The sequence below is a fragment of the Klebsiella sp. Shm-1 genome (assembly GCF_040804525.1).
Lineage (GTDB): Bacteria > Pseudomonadota > Gammaproteobacteria > Enterobacterales > Enterobacteriaceae > Klebsiella > Klebsiella pneumoniae.
Window position 1 is genome coordinate 2,691,863 of the sequence record NZ_CP161823.1, and the last position, 24,111, is coordinate 2,715,973.

General features: G+C 60.7%; 19 protein-coding genes. 8 read left to right on the forward strand and 11 right to left on the reverse strand.

What is annotated here, in order from left to right; genetic code table 11:
- Window positions 1-158 precede the first annotated feature (158 nt).
- Window positions 159-515 carry a hypothetical protein gene (locus AB1E37_RS13285; RefSeq protein ID WP_004179716.1) on the reverse strand — a complete coding sequence of 119 codons (357 nt, stop codon included), beginning with the start codon at window positions 513-515 and terminating at the stop codon, window positions 159-161.
- Between the two features lie 155 nt (window positions 516-670).
- Here AB1E37_RS13285 and AB1E37_RS13290 point away from each other — a divergent pair, with 155 nt between their 5' ends.
- Window positions 671-2,287, forward strand: a complete 1,617-nt coding sequence (locus tag AB1E37_RS13290; RefSeq protein ID WP_004183910.1) for a sensor histidine kinase — start codon at window positions 671-673, stop codon at window positions 2,285-2,287.
- A complete protein-coding gene (dcuR, locus tag AB1E37_RS13295) occupies window positions 2,284-3,003 on the forward strand; it encodes a two-component system response regulator DcuR (protein WP_004176303.1) in 720 nt (239 codons plus the stop codon). The genes AB1E37_RS13290 and dcuR overlap by 4 nt, the downstream gene beginning before the upstream one ends.
- Here dcuR and AB1E37_RS13300 read toward each other — a convergent pair.
- A complete protein-coding gene (locus tag AB1E37_RS13300) occupies window positions 2,984-3,934 on the reverse strand; it encodes an FAD:protein FMN transferase (RefSeq protein ID WP_367776805.1) in 951 nt (316 codons plus the stop codon). The two genes, dcuR and AB1E37_RS13300, sit on opposite strands and share 20 nt — an antisense overlap.
- A gap of 67 nt (window positions 3,935-4,001) precedes the next feature.
- Window positions 4,002-6,779, reverse strand: coding sequence for a flavocytochrome c (locus tag AB1E37_RS13305; protein ID WP_004152245.1), 2,778 nt, complete (start codon window positions 6,777-6,779; stop codon window positions 4,002-4,004).
- Between the two features lie 642 nt (window positions 6,780-7,421).
- Between AB1E37_RS13305 and AB1E37_RS13310 the strand changes: the two genes are divergently transcribed.
- From AB1E37_RS13310 to AB1E37_RS13320, 3 genes are all read left to right on the forward strand, one after another.
- Window positions 7,422-8,933, forward strand: coding sequence for an anion permease (locus AB1E37_RS13310; RefSeq protein WP_004148278.1), 1,512 nt, complete (start codon window positions 7,422-7,424; stop codon window positions 8,931-8,933).
- Between the two features lie 54 nt (window positions 8,934-8,987).
- Window positions 8,988-10,640: a class I fumarate hydratase FumA gene (gene fumA / locus AB1E37_RS13315; RefSeq protein ID WP_004152246.1), complete on the forward strand. Its 1,653-nt coding sequence runs from the start codon at window positions 8,988-8,990 to the stop codon at window positions 10,638-10,640.
- 162 nt (window positions 10,641-10,802) lie between these two features.
- The gene (locus AB1E37_RS13320; RefSeq protein WP_032447533.1) at window positions 10,803-12,419 is read left to right on the forward strand and encodes a mechanosensitive ion channel family protein; all 1,617 of its coding nucleotides are present in this window, start codon (window positions 10,803-10,805) and stop codon (window positions 12,417-12,419) included.
- A 1,076-nt stretch (window positions 12,420-13,495) separates the two neighbouring features.
- Here AB1E37_RS13320 and pcaC read toward each other — a convergent pair.
- From pcaC to AB1E37_RS13350, 6 genes are read right to left on the reverse strand one after another with little or no spacing between them, the layout of a single operon-like run.
- Window positions 13,496-13,885 carry a 4-carboxymuconolactone decarboxylase gene (gene pcaC / locus AB1E37_RS13325; RefSeq protein ID WP_004143067.1) on the reverse strand — a complete coding sequence of 130 codons (390 nt, stop codon included), beginning with the start codon at window positions 13,883-13,885 and terminating at the stop codon, window positions 13,496-13,498.
- On the reverse strand, window positions 13,878-14,642 hold the full coding sequence (gene pcaD / locus AB1E37_RS13330) for a 3-oxoadipate enol-lactonase (RefSeq protein WP_004151556.1): 765 nt from the start codon (window positions 14,640-14,642) through the stop codon (window positions 13,878-13,880). The genes pcaC and pcaD overlap by 8 nt, the downstream gene beginning before the upstream one ends.
- The gene (locus tag AB1E37_RS13335; protein WP_032447532.1) at window positions 14,632-15,984 is read right to left on the reverse strand and encodes a 3-carboxy-cis,cis-muconate cycloisomerase; all 1,353 of its coding nucleotides are present in this window, start codon (window positions 15,982-15,984) and stop codon (window positions 14,632-14,634) included. Before AB1E37_RS13335 ends, pcaD begins: the two co-directional genes overlap by 11 nt.
- 9 nt (window positions 15,985-15,993) lie before the next feature.
- The gene (gene pcaF / locus AB1E37_RS13340) at window positions 15,994-17,196 is read right to left on the reverse strand and encodes a 3-oxoadipyl-CoA thiolase (RefSeq protein WP_004179693.1); all 1,203 of its coding nucleotides are present in this window, start codon (window positions 17,194-17,196) and stop codon (window positions 15,994-15,996) included.
- A 10-nt stretch (window positions 17,197-17,206) separates the two neighbouring features.
- Window positions 17,207-17,863 carry a 3-oxoacid CoA-transferase subunit B gene (locus tag AB1E37_RS13345; RefSeq protein ID WP_004151559.1) on the reverse strand — a complete coding sequence of 219 codons (657 nt, stop codon included), beginning with the start codon at window positions 17,861-17,863 and terminating at the stop codon, window positions 17,207-17,209.
- 10 nt (window positions 17,864-17,873) lie between these two features.
- Window positions 17,874-18,560, reverse strand: coding sequence for a 3-oxoacid CoA-transferase subunit A (locus AB1E37_RS13350; protein ID WP_002903522.1), 687 nt, complete (start codon window positions 18,558-18,560; stop codon window positions 17,874-17,876).
- Window positions 18,561-18,729: 169 nt separating this feature from the next.
- Here AB1E37_RS13350 and AB1E37_RS13355 point away from each other — a divergent pair, with 169 nt between their 5' ends.
- Window positions 18,730-19,536: an IclR family transcriptional regulator C-terminal domain-containing protein gene (locus tag AB1E37_RS13355; RefSeq protein ID WP_004143057.1), complete on the forward strand. Its 807-nt coding sequence runs from the start codon at window positions 18,730-18,732 to the stop codon at window positions 19,534-19,536.
- Here the strand turns inward: AB1E37_RS13355 and smrA are convergent.
- Together smrA and AB1E37_RS13365 are read right to left on the reverse strand one after the other, a co-directional pair.
- Window positions 19,533-20,096: a DNA endonuclease SmrA gene (gene smrA, locus AB1E37_RS13360; RefSeq protein WP_009760676.1), complete on the reverse strand. Its 564-nt coding sequence runs from the start codon at window positions 20,094-20,096 to the stop codon at window positions 19,533-19,535. The two genes, AB1E37_RS13355 and smrA, sit on opposite strands and share 4 nt — an antisense overlap.
- 101 nt (window positions 20,097-20,197) lie before the next feature.
- Window positions 20,198-21,106: a LysR family transcriptional regulator gene (locus AB1E37_RS13365; protein ID WP_032447972.1), complete on the reverse strand. Its 909-nt coding sequence runs from the start codon at window positions 21,104-21,106 to the stop codon at window positions 20,198-20,200.
- Between the two features lie 166 nt (window positions 21,107-21,272).
- On the opposite strand from AB1E37_RS13365, the gene AB1E37_RS13370 reads away from it, so the two are divergent.
- Together AB1E37_RS13370 and AB1E37_RS13375 are read left to right on the forward strand one after the other, a co-directional pair.
- Complete coding sequence (locus AB1E37_RS13370) at window positions 21,273-22,583, forward strand: M20 family metallo-hydrolase (protein ID WP_032414878.1); 1,311 nt, start codon at window positions 21,273-21,275, stop codon at window positions 22,581-22,583.
- Window positions 22,583-24,028, forward strand: a complete 1,446-nt coding sequence (locus AB1E37_RS13375) for a M20 family metallopeptidase (RefSeq protein WP_023283652.1) — start codon at window positions 22,583-22,585, stop codon at window positions 24,026-24,028. Before AB1E37_RS13370 ends, AB1E37_RS13375 begins: the two co-directional genes overlap by 1 nt.
- Window positions 24,029-24,111 lie beyond the last annotated feature (83 nt).

A 24,111-nucleotide genomic window follows, 5' to 3' on the forward strand; every position in this document is an offset into this window, starting at 1 on the left:
CCTCCATTTACGACAGAAAAAGCGCATCTCGGCAAAATCAGCGGCCTGATGCATATCCTTATATTCATCAGGACTATTTAACCTCTGCCGCCACTATAAGTGGAATGTTCTGCGCTTTACCGCCGTCGGGGTCACAGTTTACCGTCCCCAACGCGCGTTTACGGGTGATTGTCGGTTATCTGAGCAATTCTGTCTGAGGTCTCATCTTCACCACCCGCCTGCATAGCCAGCCAGAAGGATTGCTGGCAAAGGTTATAAAACTGTTTGCGCATCGGGTTGACCTCCTGGCCGGCGGCGTCGATAACCTGCCAGTCAATCCAGCACTCCGGGCAGGATGCGCTATCCTGCTGCGCGATCTCGAGCTCATAGCGGCGCTGGATCACCACCCCGCTGCGATGCCGCCAGCGGGCGATCTCCCACTCTGCTTCCGCTTCATTATCCTGTTCACGATGCTGCGCCAGACGTTCAACGTGCCGCTGCCGGAGGATATCCCGGACCAGAGAAGCCAGTTCCATAGTGTCTCCCTTAAGCCTGTGGCGAAAAGCCGCAGTGTACCGCGCGCTGGAGGAGTCTGCCGTAGCAAAAGCGGCCTTTTGCTTTTATTACACGGCTTTATGTATGCCGCGCTATCGGCGATAATAATCTTTCACTGAATCTACCCGGGGTCGTCATGAAGGCTTCAGAGCACCCGCCTCGCGTTCGCCAACGCGCCTTACCGTTAAAGCTGAGCACCGCCGTGTCCTTGATGATCGGCAGCGTCATCGGCGCCGTGCTGCTGCTGGTGTATGCCTTGTGGTATATGCAGATCAGCAACGCCACCCGCGACGGTCTGAAAGAGACCGCGCTGGCGGTGGCGCGCACCATGGCCGATATGCCGCAGGTGAAGCGCGGACTGGAGGCGCCCCCGCAGCAGCAGATCATTCAGCCGCTGGCGCAGGCCATTACCCGCCGCAACGACCTGTTGTACGCTATCGTCACCGATATGCAGGGTATTCGCTATTCGCATCCGGACAGCTCAATCATCGGCAAACCGTTCATCGGCCACGATATTCAGCCAACGCTGCAGGGAAAAGAGAATGTCGCCATCAACCACGGGGTGCTGGCCCCGGCGCTACGGGTGTTTACGCCGGTGTTCAACGAACGGCATCAGCAAATCGGCGTGGTGGTGGTCGGCATTTCACTGAGTAAAGTGGACGAACAGATCGCCAACAGCCGTTGGGACGTGCTGCTGACCATCCTGTTCAGCGCGCTGGTCTGCGCGCTGGGCACCTGGAGCCTGGTTCGCGGCCTGAAGCGCGTACTGCTGGGGCTGGAGCCGCACGAAATATCCACCCAGTTTCAGCAGCGTCAGGCCATGCTTCACGCCCTCAAGGAGGGGGTGGTGGCGGTCGATGCCCATGGCGAGGTAAATCTCATCAACCCCGCGGCGGAAGAGATCCTCTTTTCCGGCCCGGATAAGACTCTCGTTCACAGCCCCCTGCTCGACGATCTGCAGACCGTACTGCAGAGCGGCGAGCCAATGTACGACCGCGAACTGGGGTGCAATGGTCTGCTGCTGATCGGCAATACAGTGCCCATTCGCAGCCAGGGTGCGGTGGTCGGCGCCATCTGTACCTTCCGCGATAAAACTGAGGTCAGCCAATTGCTGCAGCGACTGGACGGCATGATGAGCTATGTGGATGCCCTGCGCACCACCTCCCATGAGTTTATGAATAAACTGCACGTGATCCTCGGTCTGCTGAATATGAAAAGCTACGGCAAACTCGAGGAATACGTGCTGCAGACCGCCCACCGCTACCAGGCGGACATCGGCGACATTCAACATCGCATTAAATCCCCGGTGGTGGCCGGCTTCCTGATAAGTAAAATTCAGCGCGCCACAGAGTGCGGCTTTACCCTGACGCTGGCGGAGGAGAGCCTGGTGCCGGATTGTCCGAACGAGAAACAGGTCACGGTGCTGGTGACGGTGCTGGGCAACCTTATTGAGAACGCGCTGGACGCCATGAGCGGCCAGGCGGAGGGTGAGATCGGCCTGCTGCTGCACTACCAGGACGGCTGGCTAAGCGGTGAAGTGAGCGACGATGGGCCGGGGATCCCGGAGAACAACATCGACGCTATCTTTAACAAAGGCTTCTCCACCAAAGGCGAGAATCGCGGCGTCGGGCTGTTTCTTGCCAACCAGCAGTTGCGCGAGCTCGGCGGCACCCTCGCCGTCGAATCGGAACCCGGCGTATTTACCCAATTTTTTGTTCATCTCCCCTGGGATAGTAAAAGGAAACCTGCGTGATAAATGTTTTAATTGTTGACGATGATGCCATGGTGGCCGAACTGAATCGCCTGTACGTGGCAAGGGTTCCCGGCTTTCGTTGCAGCGGGAGCGCTTCGACGCTCAGTCAGGCCCAGGAGATGATTAACGATCCGCAGCAGGAGATCGATCTGGTGCTGCTGGATGTCTACATGCAGCAGGACAGCGGGCTCGATCTCCTGCCGACCATCCGCGAGTCGGGTCGCGCCATCGACGTTATCATGATTACCTCGGCGGCGGATGCCGCCACGGTACAGACCGCGATGCATTACGGGGTGGTCGATTACCTGATCAAACCCTTCCAGTTTCCGCGCTTTGAAGAGGCGCTCACCACCTGGCGGGAGAAGCGCAAGCTAATAACCGGCCAGCCCTATTACGAACAGGCCGATGTCGACCGCCTGCTGCACGGCGGCGCGCCGGAGGCCAGCGACGCGCGCAAGCTGCCTAAAGGGTTAACCGCGCAAACGCTGCGCACACTCTGCCAGTGGATTGACGCCCATCCGGATGTCGAATTCTCTACCGATGAGCTGGCGGCGGCGGTGAATATCTCCCGCGTTTCCTGCCGCAAATATCTGATTTGGCTGGCGCAGATCAATATTCTCTATACCACTATCCACTACGGCGCTACCGGGCGGCCGGTCTATCGCTACCGCCTGGTCGCCGAACAGTACAGTTTGCTTAAGCAGTACAGTCAATAACCCGATAGCCGCTGTCCAGCGGCGCAAAACGCAGCCGCTGCGGCGATGAGAGAATAATGTCGCGATTTTTGGTAACGAAAATCGCGTCGATATCCTGCCGCTGACGCAGCGCTGCGCAGCCCTTCTCCACGCCGAGGCCGAACAGCAGCGTGGTCCAGATGTCGCCGTCTAAAGAATCCGCGGAAATGACCGTCACGCTGTCGAGTTCGTTGTCCAGCGGATAACCGCTGCGCGGGTCGAGAATATGGTGCCAGCGTTTGCCATCCTGTTCGAAATAGCGCTCGTAGGTCCCGGAGGTGACTACCGATTGCCTGTTGACCGTCAGGGAACCGATCAGCGCCTGCGCGTCGGCAAATGGTTTTTTCAGGCCAATGGCCCATTCGCCGAGGGTATGCACATTGCCGCCGAGGTTGACCAGCGCCTTCTCCACCTGCTGCTGACGGAGAAAATCGCGCACGCGGTCAGCGATATAGCCTTTGGCGATCGCCCCGAGATCCAGCTCCATCCCCGGCTGTTGGAGAAACACGCTGCAGGTTGCCTCATCAAGGATCACCTCCTGTGGGCGGGTCAGCGCCAGTCGGGCTCTGATCTCAGCCGCGTCAGGCACGCTGTGCCCGTGAAAACCAATTCGCCACAGCTTCACCAGCGGGCCGATCGCGAGGTTAAAGGCGCTGTCGCGCACCATGCTGGCGGCTTTGGCGCACTGGATCAGCTGAAAGACCGGTCGGCTGACGGTGACCGGATGACGCCCGGCGGCATGGTTGATATCCATCACCTGCGACTCGGCGCGGTTAACGGTGAGCAGGTCTTCGTAGCGCTTGATAAGCTGGAATACGCGGGAGGCCATCGCCTCATCGTGGGAACAGAGTTTGAGCAGGATGGGCGAGCCCATCAACACGGCGGAGTAGCTATAGACGCGGTTATCGGACATCGGGCTCTCCTTAGAAGGGGCAAGCCGGGCGGCGAAAGCGCCAACCCGGCAGGAGCAAGGTTACAGGTTATCCTCTGGCACGTTTCGCCGCCTGATGGCCCGCGAGGGTACCGAAGATGATGATATCCGCCACCGCGTTACCGCCGATACGGTTGCCGCCGTGGATCCCGCCCACCACTTCACCGGCGGCGTAGGCGCCGCGAATCGGCTGCTGCGCCACATTCAGCACTTCGCCATCGGTATTAATGGTCACGCCGCCCATGGTGTGGTGCACGCCGGGGGCGATGCGAATAGCGTGGAACGGGCCTTCGTTAATCGGCGCGCGTAGCGCGGTGGTCCGGCCAAACTGTTCATCATGCTGTTTTTCCACCGCCCCGTTATAGCACTCGAGGGTGGCGAGGAAGGCATGGTAATCCATCCCCAGTTTCTCCGCCAGTTCCCGCGGTGAGCTGGCGCTGGTGACGAAGCCTTTGGCGATGTACTCGTCGGCAGCTTTGTTTTTCGCCCGCACATGCTCGTCGAAGACGATGTAAGCATAGTGTTCCGGCAGAGCGATAATCGCCGCCGAGACTTTATCGCGGGTCTCCATCTCGTTGAAGAAGCGGTTCCCCTGCTGGTTAACGAGAATAGCGCCGCCGCCGCGAATCGATTCGGAAATCAGATACGAGGTCTGCTGCTCGACGGTCGGGTGAATCTGAATTTCGCCCATGTCCACGGTGCCGGCGCCGATGCGTTCCAGCAACGCGATACCGCTCCCGGTAGCCCCTTTGTGGTTAGTGGTGACGAAGCCTTCAAGGTCAGGACGATACTTCACGACCATCGCGCTGTTAGCGCTGAAGCCGCCGGTGGCCACTACGATGCTTTTGGTCTGTACTTCAATGACTTCTTTTTCGTCGTTGATCAGACGTACACCGCTAACCTCATCCCCGCGCATCAGGATCTCTTCCACCGAGGTATCCAGCAGGACGTCAATACCGCGTTTGGTGATGTTGCGCACCAGGCCGCTAATCAGATAGCCGCCGACCGCTGACCCGTCGCGCGGACGGTGGGTACGGTCAATGCTCATCCCACCGGTGGTGGTAATGTCGTTGAGCATAATGCCCCGGTCCGCCAGCCACTCAATGGCTTGCGGCGCGTTTTCAACGAAACGGCGCAGCAGCTGCGGGTTGTTTTTGTTGTGGCCGCCCTTCAGGGTTTCCTGATAGAACAGCTCTTTACTGTCTTCGATACCTTTCACGCGCTGGAAGCGGGTTTCCGCGGCGTTCATCCCGGCGGAAGCCTTGATGGTGTTCCCGCCGATGGTTGGCATTTTTTCAACGATCAGCACGCTGGCCCCTTCGTCGTGGGCCTGAATGGCTGCCGCCAGGCCGGCGCCGCCGCTGCCGACCACCACCACATCATAGCTTTTCGGCGCGGCGTCATTGCCGCCCTCTTCCGCCGCCAGCGCTTTACTCGATTTCAGCATCGCTTTGGCGACCGCTTTTTTCACCGCCTCGCTCTGGCTGGTGGCCCCGGAAATGGCATCGACGTGCGGGGTATTGGCGGTGAGAATACGTTCGCGGATCTCTTCGAAGCTGGTGGTGAATTCCACAGTCTGGACCGGGCTCGCCGCCAGTTCGATATCGGCAATATGGTCATTTTCGAGGCTGACGTTGATCACCAGCTCATTGGCGTCATCGTGGACGGTCTCAACAAACATCCCCGGTTTAAATTTGGCGTCGCCCATGCTCATGTCGCGGATCATCGCTTCCACCAGCGAGAAACGCCATAGCGGTTCCGGAATGTGCAGCGCTTCACGCTGGGTGCTGTCGATAAACAGCTCCAGCTCTTCGCCGGCGGCGATACGTGACGCCCAGTCCGGATAGGCGATGCAGGCGCGGCCTACCGCAATCAGGTCATAACCGTGATCGAGGCCCTGCTCGGCATCGGCGGCGTTGACTACCCCGCCGACGCCCATCACCGGCACCTGGGCGAGGGTGTCAGAGCGCATCGCGCAGTATTTCTCGATCAGCGGCGTCGGGTCGCTGGTATCGACGATAGACGGACGCAGGGTGGCACCCACCGAGAAGTGCAGATAATCGACACCGCGGGCGGCCAGCTTTTCCAGCAGATACATGGTGTCGTCAAAGCGGATCCCCGGGACCTCCATCTCCTCCGGCGAGAAGCGATAGCCGATGATAAAGGCATCGTCAGCATACTGGCGGGCCATTTTGTGGGTAATATCCAGCACCGCCAGTGGGAAACGGGCGCGGTTGTCGCGGCTACCGCCCCACTCGTCATCGCGCTGGTTGGAGTTCGGCGAATAGAACTGCTGAATGAGATAGGTGTTGGCGCCGTGAATTTCGACCCCGTCGAAACCGGCGAGAATGGCGCGACGAACGCCGTCGCCAAACTTGGCGATCATCCCTTCCACTTCTTCTCCGCTCAGCGCCCGCGGCATGGCGGCGCCCTCACGCGGCGCGGCAATAGCGCTCGGCGCCACCGGCTGGCGCCCCCCGATCAGCTGCGGGTCGACCATACGGCCGCCGTGGTAGATCTGCAGAATCGCTTTTGAACCCTCGGCTTTGATCGCCTCAGCGATTTTCGCCAGGCCGGCAATTTTTTCATCATTATCGATGCCGATCGCGCCCGGGAAGGCCAGACCGTAGTCATCAATAAAGCAGCACTCGACAATAATGGTACCGATGCTTCCGGCGCGCGCGCGGTAGTACTCCACCAGCTCGCTGGTGACAGTACCATCGAAATAACCGGTGCAGGTGGTCATTGGCGCCATGAGCAAACGGTTTTTCAGCTCGGTACCATTTGGTAAAGTAAATGGCTGCAAAATACGTTCGTTACTGGTCATAAGTTACGCTCCAGATTTTAAAATATTAAAAGCTCAGAATGGGGTGACGGAATCATTAATGGTTTTGGTTTTTTAATTCCTTTTGTCATGCCAATAATATAGCGCGTTTTTTAATTACTAAACCAATTACGTTAGTTATAAAACTATTTAACCCCAGCAATAACATCGCTACCTCTATTGTATTATTAAAATAATAAATAGCATTTACATAATACAAATGCGTGATAACAATTAGGATACTTTTGTTAACATAAACAATGACAAGGAAACAACAAAAAATATAATAAAATCATTAAGACACTAAAACAGAAAATAATTTCAGCATTTATTGTTCATTTTTTCCTTTAACATCTATCGATATTTTCGCCAAAATAACACCTCATCACATAGGGTTATACTGATAATAAAAAAATAGTGAAATCACCGGCTTTTCTTGATCTTGATCAATTGCAACGGCCATTGAAAGCGCAATATATAAATAACCAACAAATTTAATTTAACGCCTCATAAAACGCGTTAAATAAGCGCCCTGTCGATACTCAGAAACGCAAAATAAAAACTAAAGTAACTTTTGTAATTAAAGAAACCACTGAGTAAGACGCTGGCGTAAACGTTATTTTCAACAACTTGCAGATACTCATTATGAAAGAGAAAAAGACAACCATACCGCCTGCCGGTGCAGTCAAGCCAACGACTGCGAATAAAAAACCTCTCCTGATGATGGCGCTGCCGATTATCGTTGCCGTGCTGTTATTGTTCGTCCCGGTCCCCGAAGGCCTGCCGCCGTACGCCTGGCACTACTTCGCTATCTTTGTCGGGGTGATCGTCGGGTTGATTTTTGAACCGCTGCCCGGCGCCGTTATCGGTATCACCGGCGTGGTAGTTATTGCCTTGTGCAGCCAGTGGCTGCTGTTCAGCCCGGATCAGATGGCCGCGCCAGGCTTCAAAATGGCTGGCGCCTCCTTTAAGTGGGCGGTGAGCGGCTTCGGCAACTCCACCGTGTGGCTTATCTTCGGCGCGTTCATGTTCGCCGCCGGCTACGATAAAACGCAGTTCGGCCGCCGCCTGGCGCTGATTCTGGTGAAATATCTTGGCCGTCGCAGCCTGACGCTCGGCTACGCCATCACCTTCGCGGATCTGCTGCTGGCGCCGTTTACGCCATCTAACACCGCACGCAGCGGGGGGACTATCTACCCGATTATCGCTAACCTGCCGCCGCTGTACGGTTCAAAGCCAAACGATCCGAGCGCACGTAAAATCGGTTCCTATCTGATGTGGGTAGCGATCACCGCCGCCTGTATTACCAGCTCGATGTTCCTGTCGGCTTTGGCCCCGAACCTGCTGGCCCTGGCGCTGGTCAAAAGCATTGTTGGCATCAATATCTCCTGGGGCACCTGGTTCATCGCCTTCCTGCCGCTGGGTATCCTGCTGATTCTGGCCATGCCGCTGCTGGCCTACTGGTTCTACCCGCCGGAAGTGAAAGTCAATAACGAAGTGCCACTGTGGGCCGCGCGTGAACTGGAAAAACTGGGCAAACTGTCGCGCAATGAAATTTTGCTGCTGGTATTCGTCTGCTTCGCGCTGATGATGTGGATCTTCGCCGCCGACTGGATCGAACCGGCGCTGGCTGCCCTGCTGGTTATCGTGCTGATGCTGTGGACCGGCGTGCTCTCCTGGAGCGATATCACCAACAACAAAGCGGCATGGAACACCTTTGTCTGGTTCGCCACCCTGGTGGCACTGGCCGACGGCCTCTCCTCCACCGGCTTTATCGCCTGGCTGGGTAAAGAGGGCGGCGCGCTGATGAGCGGCATCTCCCCGGGGATGGCGACCATCGTCCTGCTGCTGGCGTTCTACCTGCTGCACTATCTGTTTGCCAGCACCACCGCGCACACCACCGCGCTGCTGCCGGCCATGCTGACCATTGCCTCGACTATCCCGGGAATGAATATGGAAGTGTTTGTCCTGCTGATGGTCACCTCGCTGGGCGTGATGGGGATCATCACCCCGTACGGTACTGGCCCAAGCCCAATCTACTACGGCAGCGGCTACCTGCCGACCAAAGATTACTGGCGCCTCGGCACCATCTTTGGCGCCATCTTCCTGGCCGCCCTGCTGCTGATTGGCTATCCGTGGATGTCCATGATGTTCTGATTCATAACCGCCGGGACTACCCCGGCGGTTTTTATCTTTATGGAGTAAGTGACTATGTCGACTAAACCGTTTGTTTATCAGGATCCGTTTCCGCTGGCGCACGACGATACGGAATACTATCTGCTCAGCAAAGAGCACGTCTCCGTCGCCGAATTTGACGGCCAGCAGGTCCTGAAAGTAGAGCCGCAGGCGCTGACCCTGCTCGCTCAGCAGGCCTTCCACGACGCCGCCTTTATGCTGCGCGTCTCCCATCAGCAACAGGTCGCCTCGATTTTGCTCGACCCGGAAGCCAGCGATAACGATAAATATGTCGCCCTGCAGTTCCTGCGCAACTCGGAAATTGCCGCCAAGGGCGTGCTGCCGACCTGCCAGGATACCGGCACCGCGATTATCATGGGGAAAAAAGGCCAGCGCGTCTGGACCGGCGGCGGCGATGAAGCCGCTCTGGCGCAGGGCGTTTACAACACCTATACCGAAGATAACCTGCGCTACTCACAGAACGCGCCGCTGGATATGTATAAAGAGGTTAACACCGGCACCAACCTGCCGGCGCAGATCGATCTCTACAGCGTCGACGGTGAAGAATATAAGTTCCTGTGCATGGCGAAAGGCGGCGGTTCCGCCAACAAAACCTATCTGTACCAGGAGACCAAGGCCCTGATCACCCCGGCGAAGCTGAAAAACTACCTCGTTGAGAAGATGCGCACTCTCGGCACCGCCGCCTGCCCGCCGTACCACATCGCGTTTGTGATCGGCGGCACCTCGGCGGAAGCGACGCTGAAGACCGTCAAACTGGCCTCGACCCGCTATTACGACGGTCTGCCGACCGAAGGTAACGAACACGGTCAGGCGTTCCGCGACGTGCAACTGGAGCAGGAGTTGCTGCAGGAAGCGCAGAACCTCGGCCTCGGCGCGCAGTTCGGCGGGAAATACTTCGCCCACGATATCCGGGTGATCCGTCTGCCGCGCCACGGCGCCTCCTGTCCGATCGGCATGGGCGTCTCCTGCTCCGCCGACCGCAATATCAAAGCCAAAATTAACCGCGACGGTATCTGGATCGAGAAGCTGGAGAGCAATCCGGGAAAATATATTCCTGAACATCTGCGTCAGGCCGGCGAAGGCGAAGTGGTAAGTATCAACCTGAATCAGCCGATGAGCGAGATCCTGGCGCAGCTGTCGGCACATCCGGTCTCCACCCGCCTGAGCCTTAACGGCACCATTATCGTGGCCCGCGACATCGCCCACGCCAAGCTGAAGGAGCTTATCGACAACGGCGAGGCGCTGCCGCAGTACGTCAAAGATCACCCGATCTACTACGCGGGCCCGGCTAAAACGCCAGCCGGTTACGCTTCCGGCTCCCTCGGCCCAACCACTGCCGGCCGCATGGACTCTTACGTTGATCTGCTGCAGTCCCACGGCGCGAGCATGGTGATGCTGGCGAAAGGCAACCGCAGCCAGCAGGTGACCGATGCCTGCCATAAACACGGCGGCTTCTACCTTGGAAGCATCGGCGGCCCGGCGGCAGTGCTCGCCCAGCAGAGTATCAAGAGCCTCGAGTGCGTGGCCTATCCGGAACTGGGGATGGAAGCTATCTGGAAAATCGAAGTGGAAGATTTTCCGGCGTTTATCCTCGTCGATGATAAAGGCAACGACTTCTTCCAGCAGATCCAGAATAAGCAGTGCGCGGGCTGTAAACAGCACGGCTAACGCTATCCTCTGACGCTGATATCAGGCCGTCGCCGTTTGGGCGACGGCTTTTTTATGTCCGCGTTTACCCAGCTTGAATTCACTTCGCACCAGGCTATGCTCAACTACAAGCCCTCCGTTTTTTGCTGAAAAATAACAATAATTCTTATCTCAGGTGCCTCAATGAACAGGATGAGCATCGTTATCCTCTGGGCGCTGGCGCTGCTGGTGCTCCAGCCGGCGCTGGCCGCCGAACCGCGACAGCAGCCAACCGCGCGCGAGCAGGCACGCACGGTCACGATTTTCCACCAACCTGTCGTCATGTTGCAGGCCACCTTTGGCCAGACCACGCCCGAAGAGCGCGTTTTGCGCACCCGTAGCGCCCTGCGCGCCTTCACCGAAGATGATATTCGCCAGCCGCTGCGGGTCGTGCCGGTTATCCGCTATGGTCAGCCAGGCAGACTGTTGCTGATGAACGGCAAACCGGTGCTGCTGCTGAGCCAGGCGGATCTCGACGAGGGCGATGATTTAACCCTCGACCAGGCAGCCCAGCGGGTGCTGGCGCGTATGGAAGCCCAGCGCACCAGCCTCCAGGAGCAGTTCAACAACCGCTATCTGTTCATCTCCGCCGGTAAAGCCCTGGCCGGGGCGCTGCTGCTGGCGCTGTTTTACTACGGCGCCTTCCGCGCCTGGCGGCGGGTGCGACGTTTTTTCCTGCTGCGGATCCTCGAAAAACGTAGCGCCATACCGCAGCACTGGCGGCGCTATCTCGGCAATATTGAAGTTCGGCTCTATGCTGTGCTGGTCATCCTTCTCGGCATGCTGGCCTGTTATCTCTGGCTGAGCTGGGCCTTCAGCCTGTTTCCCTGGACGCGGGTGTGGAGCGAATCGCTGGGCGACTGGTCGCTGGGGGTGATCCGCCACCTCTCTCTGTCGATTGTCGCCTCCCTGCCGGGGCTGATGATCGTGGTGCTTATTTTCCTTCTCACCTGGCTTATCATTCGCCTGGTGAAGGTGGTTCTCGACCAGGTCGCCGCCGGCCGCATTCAGATTCCCGGCATTCATCCGGAGACCGTTAGCGCCACCCGTCGGCTTATCTCGGTGGTCATCTGGTTGTTTGCCCTCTCCGCCGCCTACCCGTTCCTTCCCGGCGCCAACTCTCTCGCCTTCAAAGGCATTAGCGTGTTCTTCGGCCTGATGCTCACCCTCGGGTCAACCGGAGTGATGACCCATGCGATGAGCGGCCTGGTGCTGATCTACTCTCGGGCGCTGCGCAAAGGCGACTGGATCCGCCTCGCCGATAATGAGGGTCAGGTCAGCGAGATTGGCGTGCTGGCGACCAAAATTCTCACCCGCGAAAATTACATCGTTACCGTCCCGAACGCGGTGGTGGTGAGCGGGAAAATTATTAATCTCAGCGCCGAAAGCGCCGACGGTGGAGTCAACCTCACCACCAGCGTCACCATCGGCTACGATACGCCGTGGCGTCAGGTCCATGCGCTGCTGGAGCTGGCGGCGAGACGCACCCCGGGGATCGATCAGCAAATTGCGCCGGTGGTGCGTAAGCTGGGATTGCTTGACTGGTACACCTCGTATGAGCTGCAGGTGCGCTTACTCCCCACAACCAAGCTGCCGGATGGCCGCAACGCATTGCATAGCAGCATTATTGATGTGTTTAACGAATTCGGCGTGCAGATTATGTCGCCGAACTTTGTGATGCAGCCAAAGGCGGCGGTAGTGGTGCCGCAGGAAGCCTGGTACGCCGCCCCGGCCGTCGCGCCGCAGAAGCCTGAGAAATAAGGGTTAACGTAGCGGCATTTCCGCCGGGTGGCGGCTGCGCCTTACCCGGCCAGGGGTTCGTGCGGCCTGTCACTCATTTACCCACTTGCGCGACTGAAACTGCCGGTGCTGGCGGCCTCAAAATCGCTGAGACGTTCCCGGAAGGCCGGGGCAGCCCGCATGGATGCGGGCTGAGGGCCGTGTTTTGCAGGGACGCTGCCTCGGCCCGACCCGCAGCCTGCAGGGATAAGTCGAAGGGACCGCGCAGCGGCGATTTTGCTGGCCGGAGCCCGGGGGTACAGGGGGCGGCGGCGACTGGCCGCCCCCTGTGCGCTCCCTGCGCCATACGAGACATAACGCAGAAGATCAACCGGGAGCGCAATCTGCTCGGAATTAACATAGAAGTTGTAGCCCTGCCAAACGTTGTGGTCCTGCCAAACATAGTGCGAACAGGGACATTTCCGGTTGTGCCGCCATTTCGCCGGGTGGCGGCTGCGCCTTACCCGGCCAGGGGTTCGTGCGGCCTGTCACTCATTTACCCACTTGCGCGACTGAAACTGCCGGTGCTGGCGGCCTCAAAATCGCTGAGACGTTCCCGGAAGGCCGGGGCAGCCCGCATGGATGCGGGCTGAGGGCTGTGTTTTGCAGGGACGCTGCCTCGGCCCGACCCGCAGCCTGCAGGGATAAGTCGAAGGGACCGCGCAGCGGCGATTTTGCTGGCCGGAGCCCGGGGGTACAGGGGGCGGCGGCGACTGGCCGCCCCCTGTGCGCTCCCTGCGCCATACGAGACATAACGCAGAAGATCAACCGGGAGCGCAATCTGCCCGGAATTAACATAGAATTTGTAGCCCTGCCAAACGTTGTGGCCCTGCCAAACATAGTGCGAACAGGGACATTTCCGGTTGTGCCGTTATTTCGCCGGGTGGCGGCTACGCCTTACCCGGCCTACGGGGTCTACAGGCGATCTTCGCTTCCCAGGCCCGGCAAGCGCTGCGCCGCCGGGCAATCTATCGGCGCGTACCCGCCATTTCGCCGGGTGGCGGCTGCGCCTTACCCGGCCTACAACGACTGCCGGGCAATCCGACTCGGACGACGACTCAACCCTGCGCGGCGTCGATGTCGTCAAACACCTGCTGCGCCAGATGCATCGTGGCATTGGCCGCCGGCAGCCCGCAGTACAGCGCAGAGTGCATGATCAGCTCTTTCAGCTCATCGCGGGTCACCCCGTTGTTAAACGACGCGCGCAGATGCATCTTCAGCTCCGCCTCGCGATTGAGAGCGATCAGCATGGCAATAGTGATCATGCTGCGGGTATGGTGATCGAGCCCCGGACGCGTCCAGGTCTCGCCCCAGGCATAGCGGGTAATAAAGTCCTGAAACTCATCATTCAACGGCGTCAGATGCTGCAGCGTCCGGTCGACGTGGGCGTCGCCCAATACTTTGCGCCGTACCGCCATCCCGTCCTGATAGCGCTGTTTATCATCCATGGCGTTCCCCCTGGAAAAAGCTCAGCAGCGCCGAAGTAAAGCTTTTCGGCGCCTCAATGTTAGACAGATGCGATGCCGCCAGAACCACCACCTCGGAGGCGGGGATCTGCTGCTGCAGGAAATGAGCGTCACCGACCGTGGTGACAGGGTCACTTTCCCCGGCGATGATTAGCGTCGGCAGCGGGATCTGCCCCACTTCGCCCCGCAGGTCGGCGGCGGCCAGCGCCTCACAGCAGGCGGCATAGCCTTCAGCATCGGTATGGGTCAGCTGGTGACAAAGCGCCTCGACCACCTCCGGCGCCTTCTGGCGAAACGCGTGGGTGAACCAGCGGTCTGCCGCTCCGGCGGCCACCACCGCCATCCCCTCCTGACGTACGGCCCGCGCCCGCGACAGCCAGCTGGCCTGATCGCCAATGCGCGCCGCGGTGTTGGCGACCGCCAGACCATGAAAACGCTCCGGCGCAAAGCGTCCCAGCCACAGGCCGGTCAAACCGCCCATCGAGATCCCGCAGAACCAGGCGCGGTCGATATTCAGGTGATCGAGCAGCGCAATCACATCCTCACCCAACTGGGCGAGGGTCACTTTGCCATTTTTCGTCGTTTTACCGTGGCCGTGCGTGTCGTAGCGCAGCACCCGGAAATGGGCGGTTAACGCCTCGATCTGCGGCTGCCACATCGCCCGGGTGGTGCCCAGCGAATTGGAGAGGACGATAACCGGCGCGCCATCCGGCCCGTCGAGTTGATAATCAAGATTCATCACGTTGCTCCTGATAACGCGCCAGCACCTGGCGCACAAAGCGTTCGGCGCTGCCGGTCGCCGTTGCCGGGTCCAGCAGCGTGGTTAAGCGTTCACGAGAGAGATACTGACTGACCTGTGGGTCAGCCGCGAGCAGATCGACCAGCGGGCAGTGACGGTCCAGCGCCTGGCGGCACAGCGCTTCGATGTGATGATGCGCCTCGGCTTTGCCAATGAATTCCGCCAGCGCCAGAGTCACCGCCTCAGCCATAATCAGCCCATGGGTGATATCGAGATCGGCGCGCATTTTCTGCGGGAAAACCTGCATGTCGCGCACCAGCGCCTCGCTTTGCGCCAACGCCCCGCCCACCAGGGTAATTAGCTCCGGCAGGGTCTCCCATTCCGCCTGCCAGCCGCCCAGCGCCCGCTCATGCTGCTGGAGTTGGCTGGCGTAGAGCGTCGCCATCAGCCCCGGCGTACGCTGGGCGGCGGTCAGGATCGCCGCGCAGGCCACCGGATTGCGCTTATGCGGCATCGTCGACGAACCGCCGCGACCTTCCGCCACCGGCTCGCCCACCTCAGCCACTTCGGTCTGCATCAGCAGGGAAAAGTCGTTAGCGAATTTCCCCAGCGTGCCGCAGACGCCGGCAAACCAGGTGCCCGCCTCCAGCAGCCGATCGCGCTGGCTGTGCCACGGAGTATCCGGCAGCGACAGACCGAGGATCTGCGCCAGCGCCAGGCCAACCGCCGAACCTTTCTCTTTTAGCGCGTCCAGAGTGCCCGCGGCGCCGCCGAACTGCAGCACCAGCAGCCGCGGACGCATCTCGCGCAGCCGCTGCTGCCAGCGCAGGAGCGCGTCGAGGGTGCCCGCCAGCTTCAGGCCAAAGGTCACCGGCAGCGCGTGCTGCATCCAGGTCCGTCCCGGCATCACGGTATCGCGATAACGATCCGCCTGAAGAGCCAGGGTCGCCAACAGCTGCTCAAGCAGAGTCTCAGCGGCATCCAGCGCCCCGCGCAGCTGGAGCACCAGTCCGGTGTCGATGGCGTCCTGGCTGGTAGCGCCCCAGTGAACGTAGCGCGCAGCCTCGGGATCTCGCGCTTTTACCTGCGCCGTCAGCTGTTTCACCAGCGGGATGGCCAGATTACCGGCTCCCACTGCCGCCTCACCCAGCGCGGCAAAATCGATGGCCTCGTGGCGGCAGGCCGCCACAATTGGCCCGACCGCTTCCGGCGGCACCATCCCGCAGGCGGCCTGCGCTTGCGCCAGCGCCGCTTCAAAATCCAGCATGCCCTGCACCCGCTGCGCGTCGCTGAACCAGTCGGTTAGCGGACTGCTGCGCAGCATCGGGGTCAACAAACTCATTCTGGCTCCTTAAACACGTTCAATAATCAGGGCGATCCCCTGTCCGACGCCGATGCACATGGTGCACAGGGCGTAACGACCGCCGGTCCGTTTCAGCTGATAAGCCGCGGTCATCGCCAGCCGGCCGCCGGAGGCGCCGAGCGGGTGGCCCAGCGCAATCGCCCCGCCGTTAGGGTTCACGTGGGCGGCATCGTCCGGTAAGCCCAAATCACGGGTCACCGCCAGCGCCTGCGCGGCGAAGGCTTCATTCAGCTCAATGACATCCATCTGGCCTAATGTCAGGCCGGTCTGCGCCAGCACCTTGCGCACCGCCGGCGCCGGGCCAAACCCCATGATCCGCGGCGCAACGCCCGCCGTCGCCACGCCGACCACCCGGGCCAGCGGCTGAAGATCGTTAGCCGACAGCGCCGTCTCGCTGGCCAGCAACAGCGCGCAGGCGCCGTCGTTAACCCCGGAGGCGTTACCGGCGGTAACGCTGCCGTCGGCGCGCACCACGCCGCGCAGTTTAGCCAGCGCCTCCAGCGAGGTGCTGCGCGGGTGCTCATCGCGGCTAAACAGCAGCGGCTCGCCTTTGCGCTGCGGCACCTGGACGGCGATCAGCTCATCGGCGAAACGCCCCGCCTCTTGCGCCGCGGCGGTACGCAACTGACTGCGTAAGGCGAACGCGTCCTGATCGGCACGGGAGATGGCAAACTCATCGGCGACGTTTTCCGCCGTCTCCGGCATGGAATGCACGCCGTACAGGGCTTTCATCTGCGGGTTAATAAAGCGCCAGCCGATGGTGGTATCCTCCATCTGCATGCTGCGGCTAAAGGCGCTCTCCGCTTTCCCCATCACAAACGGCGCGCGGGACATGCTCTCCACCCCGCCGGCGATCATCAGCTGCGTCTCCCCGCTTTTAATCGCCCGCGCCGCGACGCCGATCGCGTCAAGGCTGGAACCGCACAGGCGGTTGATGGTGCTCCCGGGCACGCTCTCCGGCAGGCCGGCCAGCAGCAGCGCCATCCGCGCCACGTTGCGGTTATCTTCCCCGGCCTGGTTGGCGCAGCCAAAGATCACATCGTCAATGCGCGAGGGATCCAGTCCCGGGTTCCGCGCCAGCAGCGCTTTCAGCGGCAGCGCCGCCAGGTCGTCAGCGCGCATCGTCGCCAGGGCACCGCCGAAACGGCCAAAGGGTGTACGCACCGCATCACAGATAAATGCCTGATTCATCATAGGTTCCTTACGCGCTTTCCGCCAGTTGTTGAAAGGTCAGCGCCACCGGAGTGATGCGCTGCAGCTCTTCAAAAGAGAGGCCGTTAAAGATTTCCCGCACAACCGGGCCGCGGTCGGTGATGTCGATCACCGCCAGGTCGGTATAGATCCGGCTGACGCAGCCGACGCCGGTCAGCGGGTAGCTGCACTGCGCCACCAGCTTGCACTCGCCGTCACGGGTCAGGTGGTCCATCATCACAAATACCTGGCGGGCGCCGATGGCCAGATCCATCGCCCCGCCAACGGCCGGGATCGCATCCGGCGCACCGGTGCTCCAGTTGGCGAGGTCGCCGCTGGCGGAGACCTGATAGGCCCCCAGCACGCAGATATCGAGATGGCCGCCGCGCATCATGGCGAAGGAGTCGCCGTGGTGGAAATAGCAGCCCCCCTGCAGGAGGGTGACATACTCTTTACCGGCATTGATCAGCTCGGGATCTTCTTCCCCGGGCTGCGGTTTCGGCCCCATCCCCAGCAGGCCGTTTTCGCTGTGCAGGAACACCTCTTTGTCAGCGGGCAGGTAATTGGCGATGCGGGTCGGCAGGCCGATGCCGAGGTTGACGTAAGCGCCTTCGGGAATATCGCGGGCCACGCGCTGGGCCATTTCGTCACGGGTCAGTTTTTGCATGTCGGGCTCCTCAGGCGCGTTGTGCGGCAGTCAGGTTTTCCAGCGAGAAGACGCGCTGGACGAAAATGCCGGGGGTGATGATGTTTTCCGGGTCGAGGTCGCCCAGCGCCACCAGCTGCGAGACCTCTACGATGGTGGTTTTCGCCGCTGTCGCCATGATCGGGCCAAAGTTGCGCGCCGCCTTGCGATAGACCAGGTTGCCCCAGCGGTCGCCCTGGTGGGCTTTAATCAGCGCGAAATCGGCTTTGATCGGGTACTCCAGCACGTAGTGGCGACCGTCGATTTCCCGTGTCTCCTTACCTTCCGCCAGCGGCGTGCCGTAGCCGGTGGGGGTAAACACCGCCCCCAGCCCGGCGCCAGCCGCCTGGATCCGCGCCGCGAGGTTGCCCTGCGGCACCAGCTCCAGCTCCACTTTGCCGCGACGGTAGAGATCATCGAAAATCTGCGAATCCACCTGGCGCGGAAAGGAGCAGATCATTTTGCGCACCCGGCCCGCCTTGAGCAGCGCGGCGAGACCCACTTCCCCGTTGCCGGCGTTGTTATTTATGATGGTCAGGTCGCGAGCGCCCTGGTCAATCAGGGCGTCAATCAGAAAGGTCGGCTGGCCGGCGGGGCCAAAGCCGCCGATCATAATAGTCGCCCCATCGTGGATCCCGGCGATGGCCTCGCTCAGCGTCGATACGCTTTTATCAATCATCAGGTCGCTCCAGTGATGTGCGGTAATCGCACTTTTATTCGTTGTTCGCACAAAATGTGACCCGCTTAACGATGTCGGTCAAGGGCGATAATCGAAATATGGTGCGATAATCGAACATCGGTTATCTTTAGCGAAAGAATGTGATCGATGGCAAATATGGGGAACAGAAATGGACAAGCATCCAGACGATTTACTGACCGGCGACGGCGATCCGTTTAAAGGCGATCCTAACTTTATGGCCTCCCTGGCGCGGGGTCTGGAGGTGATTCAGGCGTTCACGCCGCAGCGGCCCCTGCTGTCTATCTCACAGATCAGTCAGAAGACCGGCATCCCGCGCGCCGCGGTGCGCCGCTGCCTGTATACCCTGAGCAAGCTGGGGTTCGTGTATGCCGAAGACGGTAAGAATTTCCAGCTGCGGCCGCGGATCCTGGCGCTGGGCCACGCCTGGCTGGCCTCGACGCCGCTGGCGCGTTCGGCGCAGCCGGTGCTGCGGCATCTAAGCGAAATGCTCAATGAGTCCTGCTCCATCGCCACCCTCGACGGCGACGATATCCTGTATATCGCCCGCGCCTCCAGCTCGCGGATTATGACCATCGACCTGGATATCGGCAGTCGCCTTCCGGCGTGGGCGACCTCGATGGGCCGGGTGCTGCTGAGCCATCAGCCGGAGGAGAAGCTCAACGATATGCTGGGCCGGGTGACCATGATCCGCTATACCCCACAGACGGTGGATTCGGTGGCGAAGCTGCGCGCCGAACTGAAACGGGTGCATCAGCAGGGGTATGCCCTCAACGATCAGGAGCTGGAGATGGGGCTGCGCTCCCTCGCGGTCCCGCTGTTTAACGCTCAGGGGCAGGTCCAGGCGGCGCTCAACGTCGGGGTGCATGCGGGCCAGATGACGGCCCGCGAGATGATCGAGCGCGTGCTGCCGGAGCTGCAAAAAGCCGCCCGCGAGCTGACGCTGCTTCTGCGCTAACGACTGCGCTTGGCGTGCTGCTCCCAGGTCTCCTGCTTCGCCTGCGCCGATTTACGCAGCGCGACATAGCAGGCGCCGCTGCCTCCATGATGCGGAAGCGCGGCGCAGAAGGCCTGCACCTCCGGCAGCTCTTCCAGCCAGCGCGCCAGATAGCTGCGGATAATATTGGCGTGGGACTGGTCGTCGCGGCCTTTGCCGTGAACGATCAGCACATTGCGTAACCCCTCTTTCTGCGCCTGTACCATAAAGGCGAAGAGCATCTGCCGGCACTGTTCCACCGGCTGGCGCAGCAGGGAGAGGCTCGCCTGCTGGCTGTATTTCCCCCGCCGCAGCTTATCCAGCACGCCGCTCTGCAGCCCTTCTCGCTTAAACTCCAGCGGCGTGGCGAGCGGCACGATATCGAGATAGCCGGTGGTGAGAAAATTATCCAGCTGCAGGGTATCGACGCGTTGCGGGGCCCGGCTGTTACGCCCGGGATGCCAGTGCACGTCATGATTACGTTTCAGAGGCTGGACATCTTCCATGGCGTCAAGAAACAGGGATTTGTCATCAAGGTTCATGGGCTCTCCTCCAGCGGCTGTCGCCAGCTACTATAGCCGCCTCGCGCTCCCCTCTCAACGCGTTTAGCCGCGTTCGCTGGCAAAGTGAGCGCGACGGACGATTAAGGAAACAATTGTCGGCTCTGGCGGCGGAACAGGGTGATTAACGACGCCGTGAGCGGCGTCTGCCGGGTATCGCGCCGCTGGATCAGATAATAGGTGGCGGTGGGTAACACTTCACGGATGGGGATCATCACCAGTTTGTCGGCCATCAGCGGGTCGTTGCCCAGCTCCACCGGCAGGATGCTGAGAAAATCACTTTTCACCACCAGGCTGATGCAGGATGAGAACGTTTCGCAGACGATCCCCACCTTTGGCTCCCGTCCCAGCTGTTCGAAGCATTCCTGCAGCTGCTTGAAGTAGCTGCCGCGCGGCGTCGGCATGGTCCAGTGGTGATCCATCAACTCCCCCAGCGAGGTGGCCTGCGCCGCCGGATGGCCCGCGCGGGCGAACACCGCGAACGGTTTCTCAAACAGTTTCTCAAAGCTGAACTCATGGTCGTACGGCCCGGGGTAATAGGTATTAATGGTGAAATCCAGCTCCCCCTGGCGCAGCTCATTAATCATCGCCAGCAGCTGACCCTCCATGATCCGCACCTTCACCTGCGGATGCTGCTGATGAAAGCGGCAGATCACCGACGGCATCAGCGACCGGGCGACGCTGGCGCCAAGGCCAATATTAATTTGCCCGGCCTGTTCCCCCTGGCGCTGCAGCAGTTCATCCTGCGCCGCCCGCAGCTCCTCAAGGATCAGGCTCGCATGTTGATAAAAACTTTCGCCATTGTCGGTTAACGCCACCCCCTGGCTGCGGCGGACGAACAGCTGGGCGGAAAGCCCCTCCTCCAGCTCTTTAATCGCTTTGGTCAGCGCCGGCTGCGAGACCGCCAGCGCCCGGCTGGCACCGCGAATACTCCCTTCCCGGGCCACTTCGACGAAGGCGCGGATATGATGAAATTTAATCTGAAATGCCATGCTTTCGGTGATAACCATTGTTTATCAGACAGAAGAAATTCACATCTACTGTAATCCATCAGGCTGTGGCAGGTTAAGTGGGATACGGCCTGTAAAACGCAAGTGATAAACAAAAGCTATCACATCGTGAACGCCGTCACATTTTTTACTTATGACAGGATAAGCTATGCCGCAACTTGATGAATACCTCCGCCAGCTGGCGCCCTCCATGACCCAATGGCGCCGCGATTTTCACCTGCACGCTGAATCCGGCTGGCTGGAGTTTCGCACCGCCAGTAAGGTCGCGGATATTCTTGACGGGCTCGGCTATCAGCTGGCGCTAGGCCGCGACGTCATCGATGCCGACAGCCGGATGGGGCTGCCGGACGAGGAGACCCTGGCCCGGGCTTTCGAACGCGCCCGCGAACAGGGCGCGCCGGAGCGCTGGCTGCCGGCGTTTGAAGGTGGTTTCGCCGGCGTGGTGGCCACGCTCGACACCGGGCGGCCCGGGCCAACCCTGGCCTTTCGCGTCGATATGGATGCCCTCGATCTCAACGAACAGCATGACGATAGCCACCGCCCCCATCGCGATCATTTCGCCTCCTGCAACGCCGGCATGATGCACGCCTGCGGCCATGACGGCCATACCGCCATCGGGCTGGGGCTGGCGCATGTGCTCAAGCAGTATGCCGCCCAGCTCAATGGCGTCATTAAACTGATTTTCCAGCCTGCTGAAGAGGGTACCCGCGGCGCCCGCGCGATGGTGGCCGCCGGCGTGGTTGATGACGTGGATTATTTCACGGCGATCCATATTGGGACCGGCGTGCCGGCAGGTACCGTCGTCTGCGGTGGAGACAACTTTATGGCCACCACCAAATTCGACGTGCAGTTCAGCGGCGTGGCCGCCCACGCCGGCGGCAAGCCCGAGGACGGGCGCAACGCGCTGCTGGCCGCCGCCCAGGCCGCCCTTGGCCTGCACGCCATCCCGCCGCACAGCGCCGGCGCCTCGCGGGTCAACGTCGGGGTGATGCAGGCCGGTACCGGGCGCAACGTGGTGCCCTCTTCCGCGCTGTTAAAAGTGGAAACCCGCGGCGAAAGCGAAGCCATTAATCAGTACGTGTTCGAGCGGGCGCAGCACGTCGTCGCCGGGGCTGCGGTGATGTACGAAGCCCGCTACGAACTGCGCATGATGGGCGCGGCGACCGCCAGCGCACCGTCGCCGGCGTGGGTGGACTATCTGCGCGAACAGGCCGCCCGGGTGCCCGGCGTGCAACAGGCGGTGGATCGCATCGCCGCCCCGGCGGGCTCGGAAGACGCCACCCTGATGATGGCCCGGGTCCAGGCGCGCGGCGGCCTCGCCTCGTACATGATTTTCGGCACTGAACTCAGCGCCGGTCACCACAACGAAAAGTTTGACTTCGACGAGAGCGTGATGGCGGTAGCGGTCGAAACCCTGGCGCGCGTCGCGCTTAACTTTCCCTGGCAGCGGGGGGTGTAATGGAAGCCATTTTTCAGTTTGTGGACGAGGTGGTTGAGGCACAACGCGACACTTACTGCGCCATCGCCGACGACATCTGGGACCACCCGGAGACCCGCTTTGAGGAGTTCTGGTCAGCCCAACGGCTGGCCGACGCCCTGGAGGCGGAAGGTTTTCAGCTCACCCGCGATGCTGGCGGGATCCCGAATGCCTTTATCGCCAGCGTCGGTGAGGGCCAACCGGTCATTGCCCTGCTCGGCGAATTTGACGCCCTGGCGGGACTCAGCCAGCAGGCCCACAGCGCGGAACCGACGCCCTTGACACCGGGAGCCAACGGCCACGGCTGTGGGCACAATCTGCTCGGCACCGCGGCATTCGCCGCGGCGGTCGCCGCCAAAGGCTGGCTGCAGCAGCACGGCGACAGCGGCACTCTGCGCTTCTACGGTTGTCCCGGCGAGGAAGGCGGTTCGGGAAAAACCTTTATGGTGCGCGAAGGGTTGTTTGATGATGTCGATGCGGCGCTGACCTGGCATCCGGAAGCCTGGGCCGGGATGTTCAGCACCCGCACCCTCGCCAACATTCAGGCGGCATGGCGATTTACCGGCACCGCGGCCCACGCCGCTAATTCGCCGCACCTGGGCCGGAGCGCGCTGGATGCCGTCACCCTGATGACCACCGGCAGCAATTTCCTCAATGAACATATCATCGAGAAGGCGCGCGTCCATTACGCCATTACCGATACCGGCGGCGTCTCGCCCAACGTGGTGCAGGCGCAGGCGGAAGTGCTGTATTTGATCCGCGCGCCGGAGATGGCCGACGCTGAGCAAATCTTCGCCCGCATAGAGAAGATTGCCCAGGGGGCCGCGCTGATGACCGAGACCCAGGTCAGCTGCCGCTTTGAAAAAGCCTGCTCCAGCTATCTGCCCAACCGCACGCTTGAGGCGGCGATGTATCAGGCGGTCTGTCATTACGGTACCCCCGCCTGGAGCGACGAGGAACGCGCTTTTGCCGCGGCGATCCGCGCCACTCTCAGCGCCAATGATATTAACAACAGCCTGAACAATATTGCCGGCACCAGTGGCGAGGAAGGCAAAACGTTCGCTCGTCGCCACCGCGACACCTTGCTGATTGATGAGGTGGCGCCCTGGGCGGCCACGGATAACGTCCTCGCCGGATCCACCGACGTCGGCGATGTTAGCTGGAAAGCGCCGGTGGCCCAGTGCTTCAGCCCGTGCTTCGCGGTGGGTACCCCGCTGCACAGCTGGCAGCTGGTGAGCCAGGGCAGAACCTCCATTGCCCATAAAGGGATGTTGCTGGCGGGGAAAGTCCTCGCGGCGACCGCCATCCGTTTATTCAGCGACAGCGCCCTGCTGGCGGCCAGCCAGCAAGAGCTCAGGCAGGTACTGGCCGAACGCCCCTATCGTTGCCCGATCCCGGCGGAGGTGAGTCCGTCCGTTTTACGATAACCACTTAGAGGCTACTCCTGGCCAACGCTGACCGGATCGCGGCACGCACCGCCCATAATAACCGCCGGCAGTACGGGAGCAGG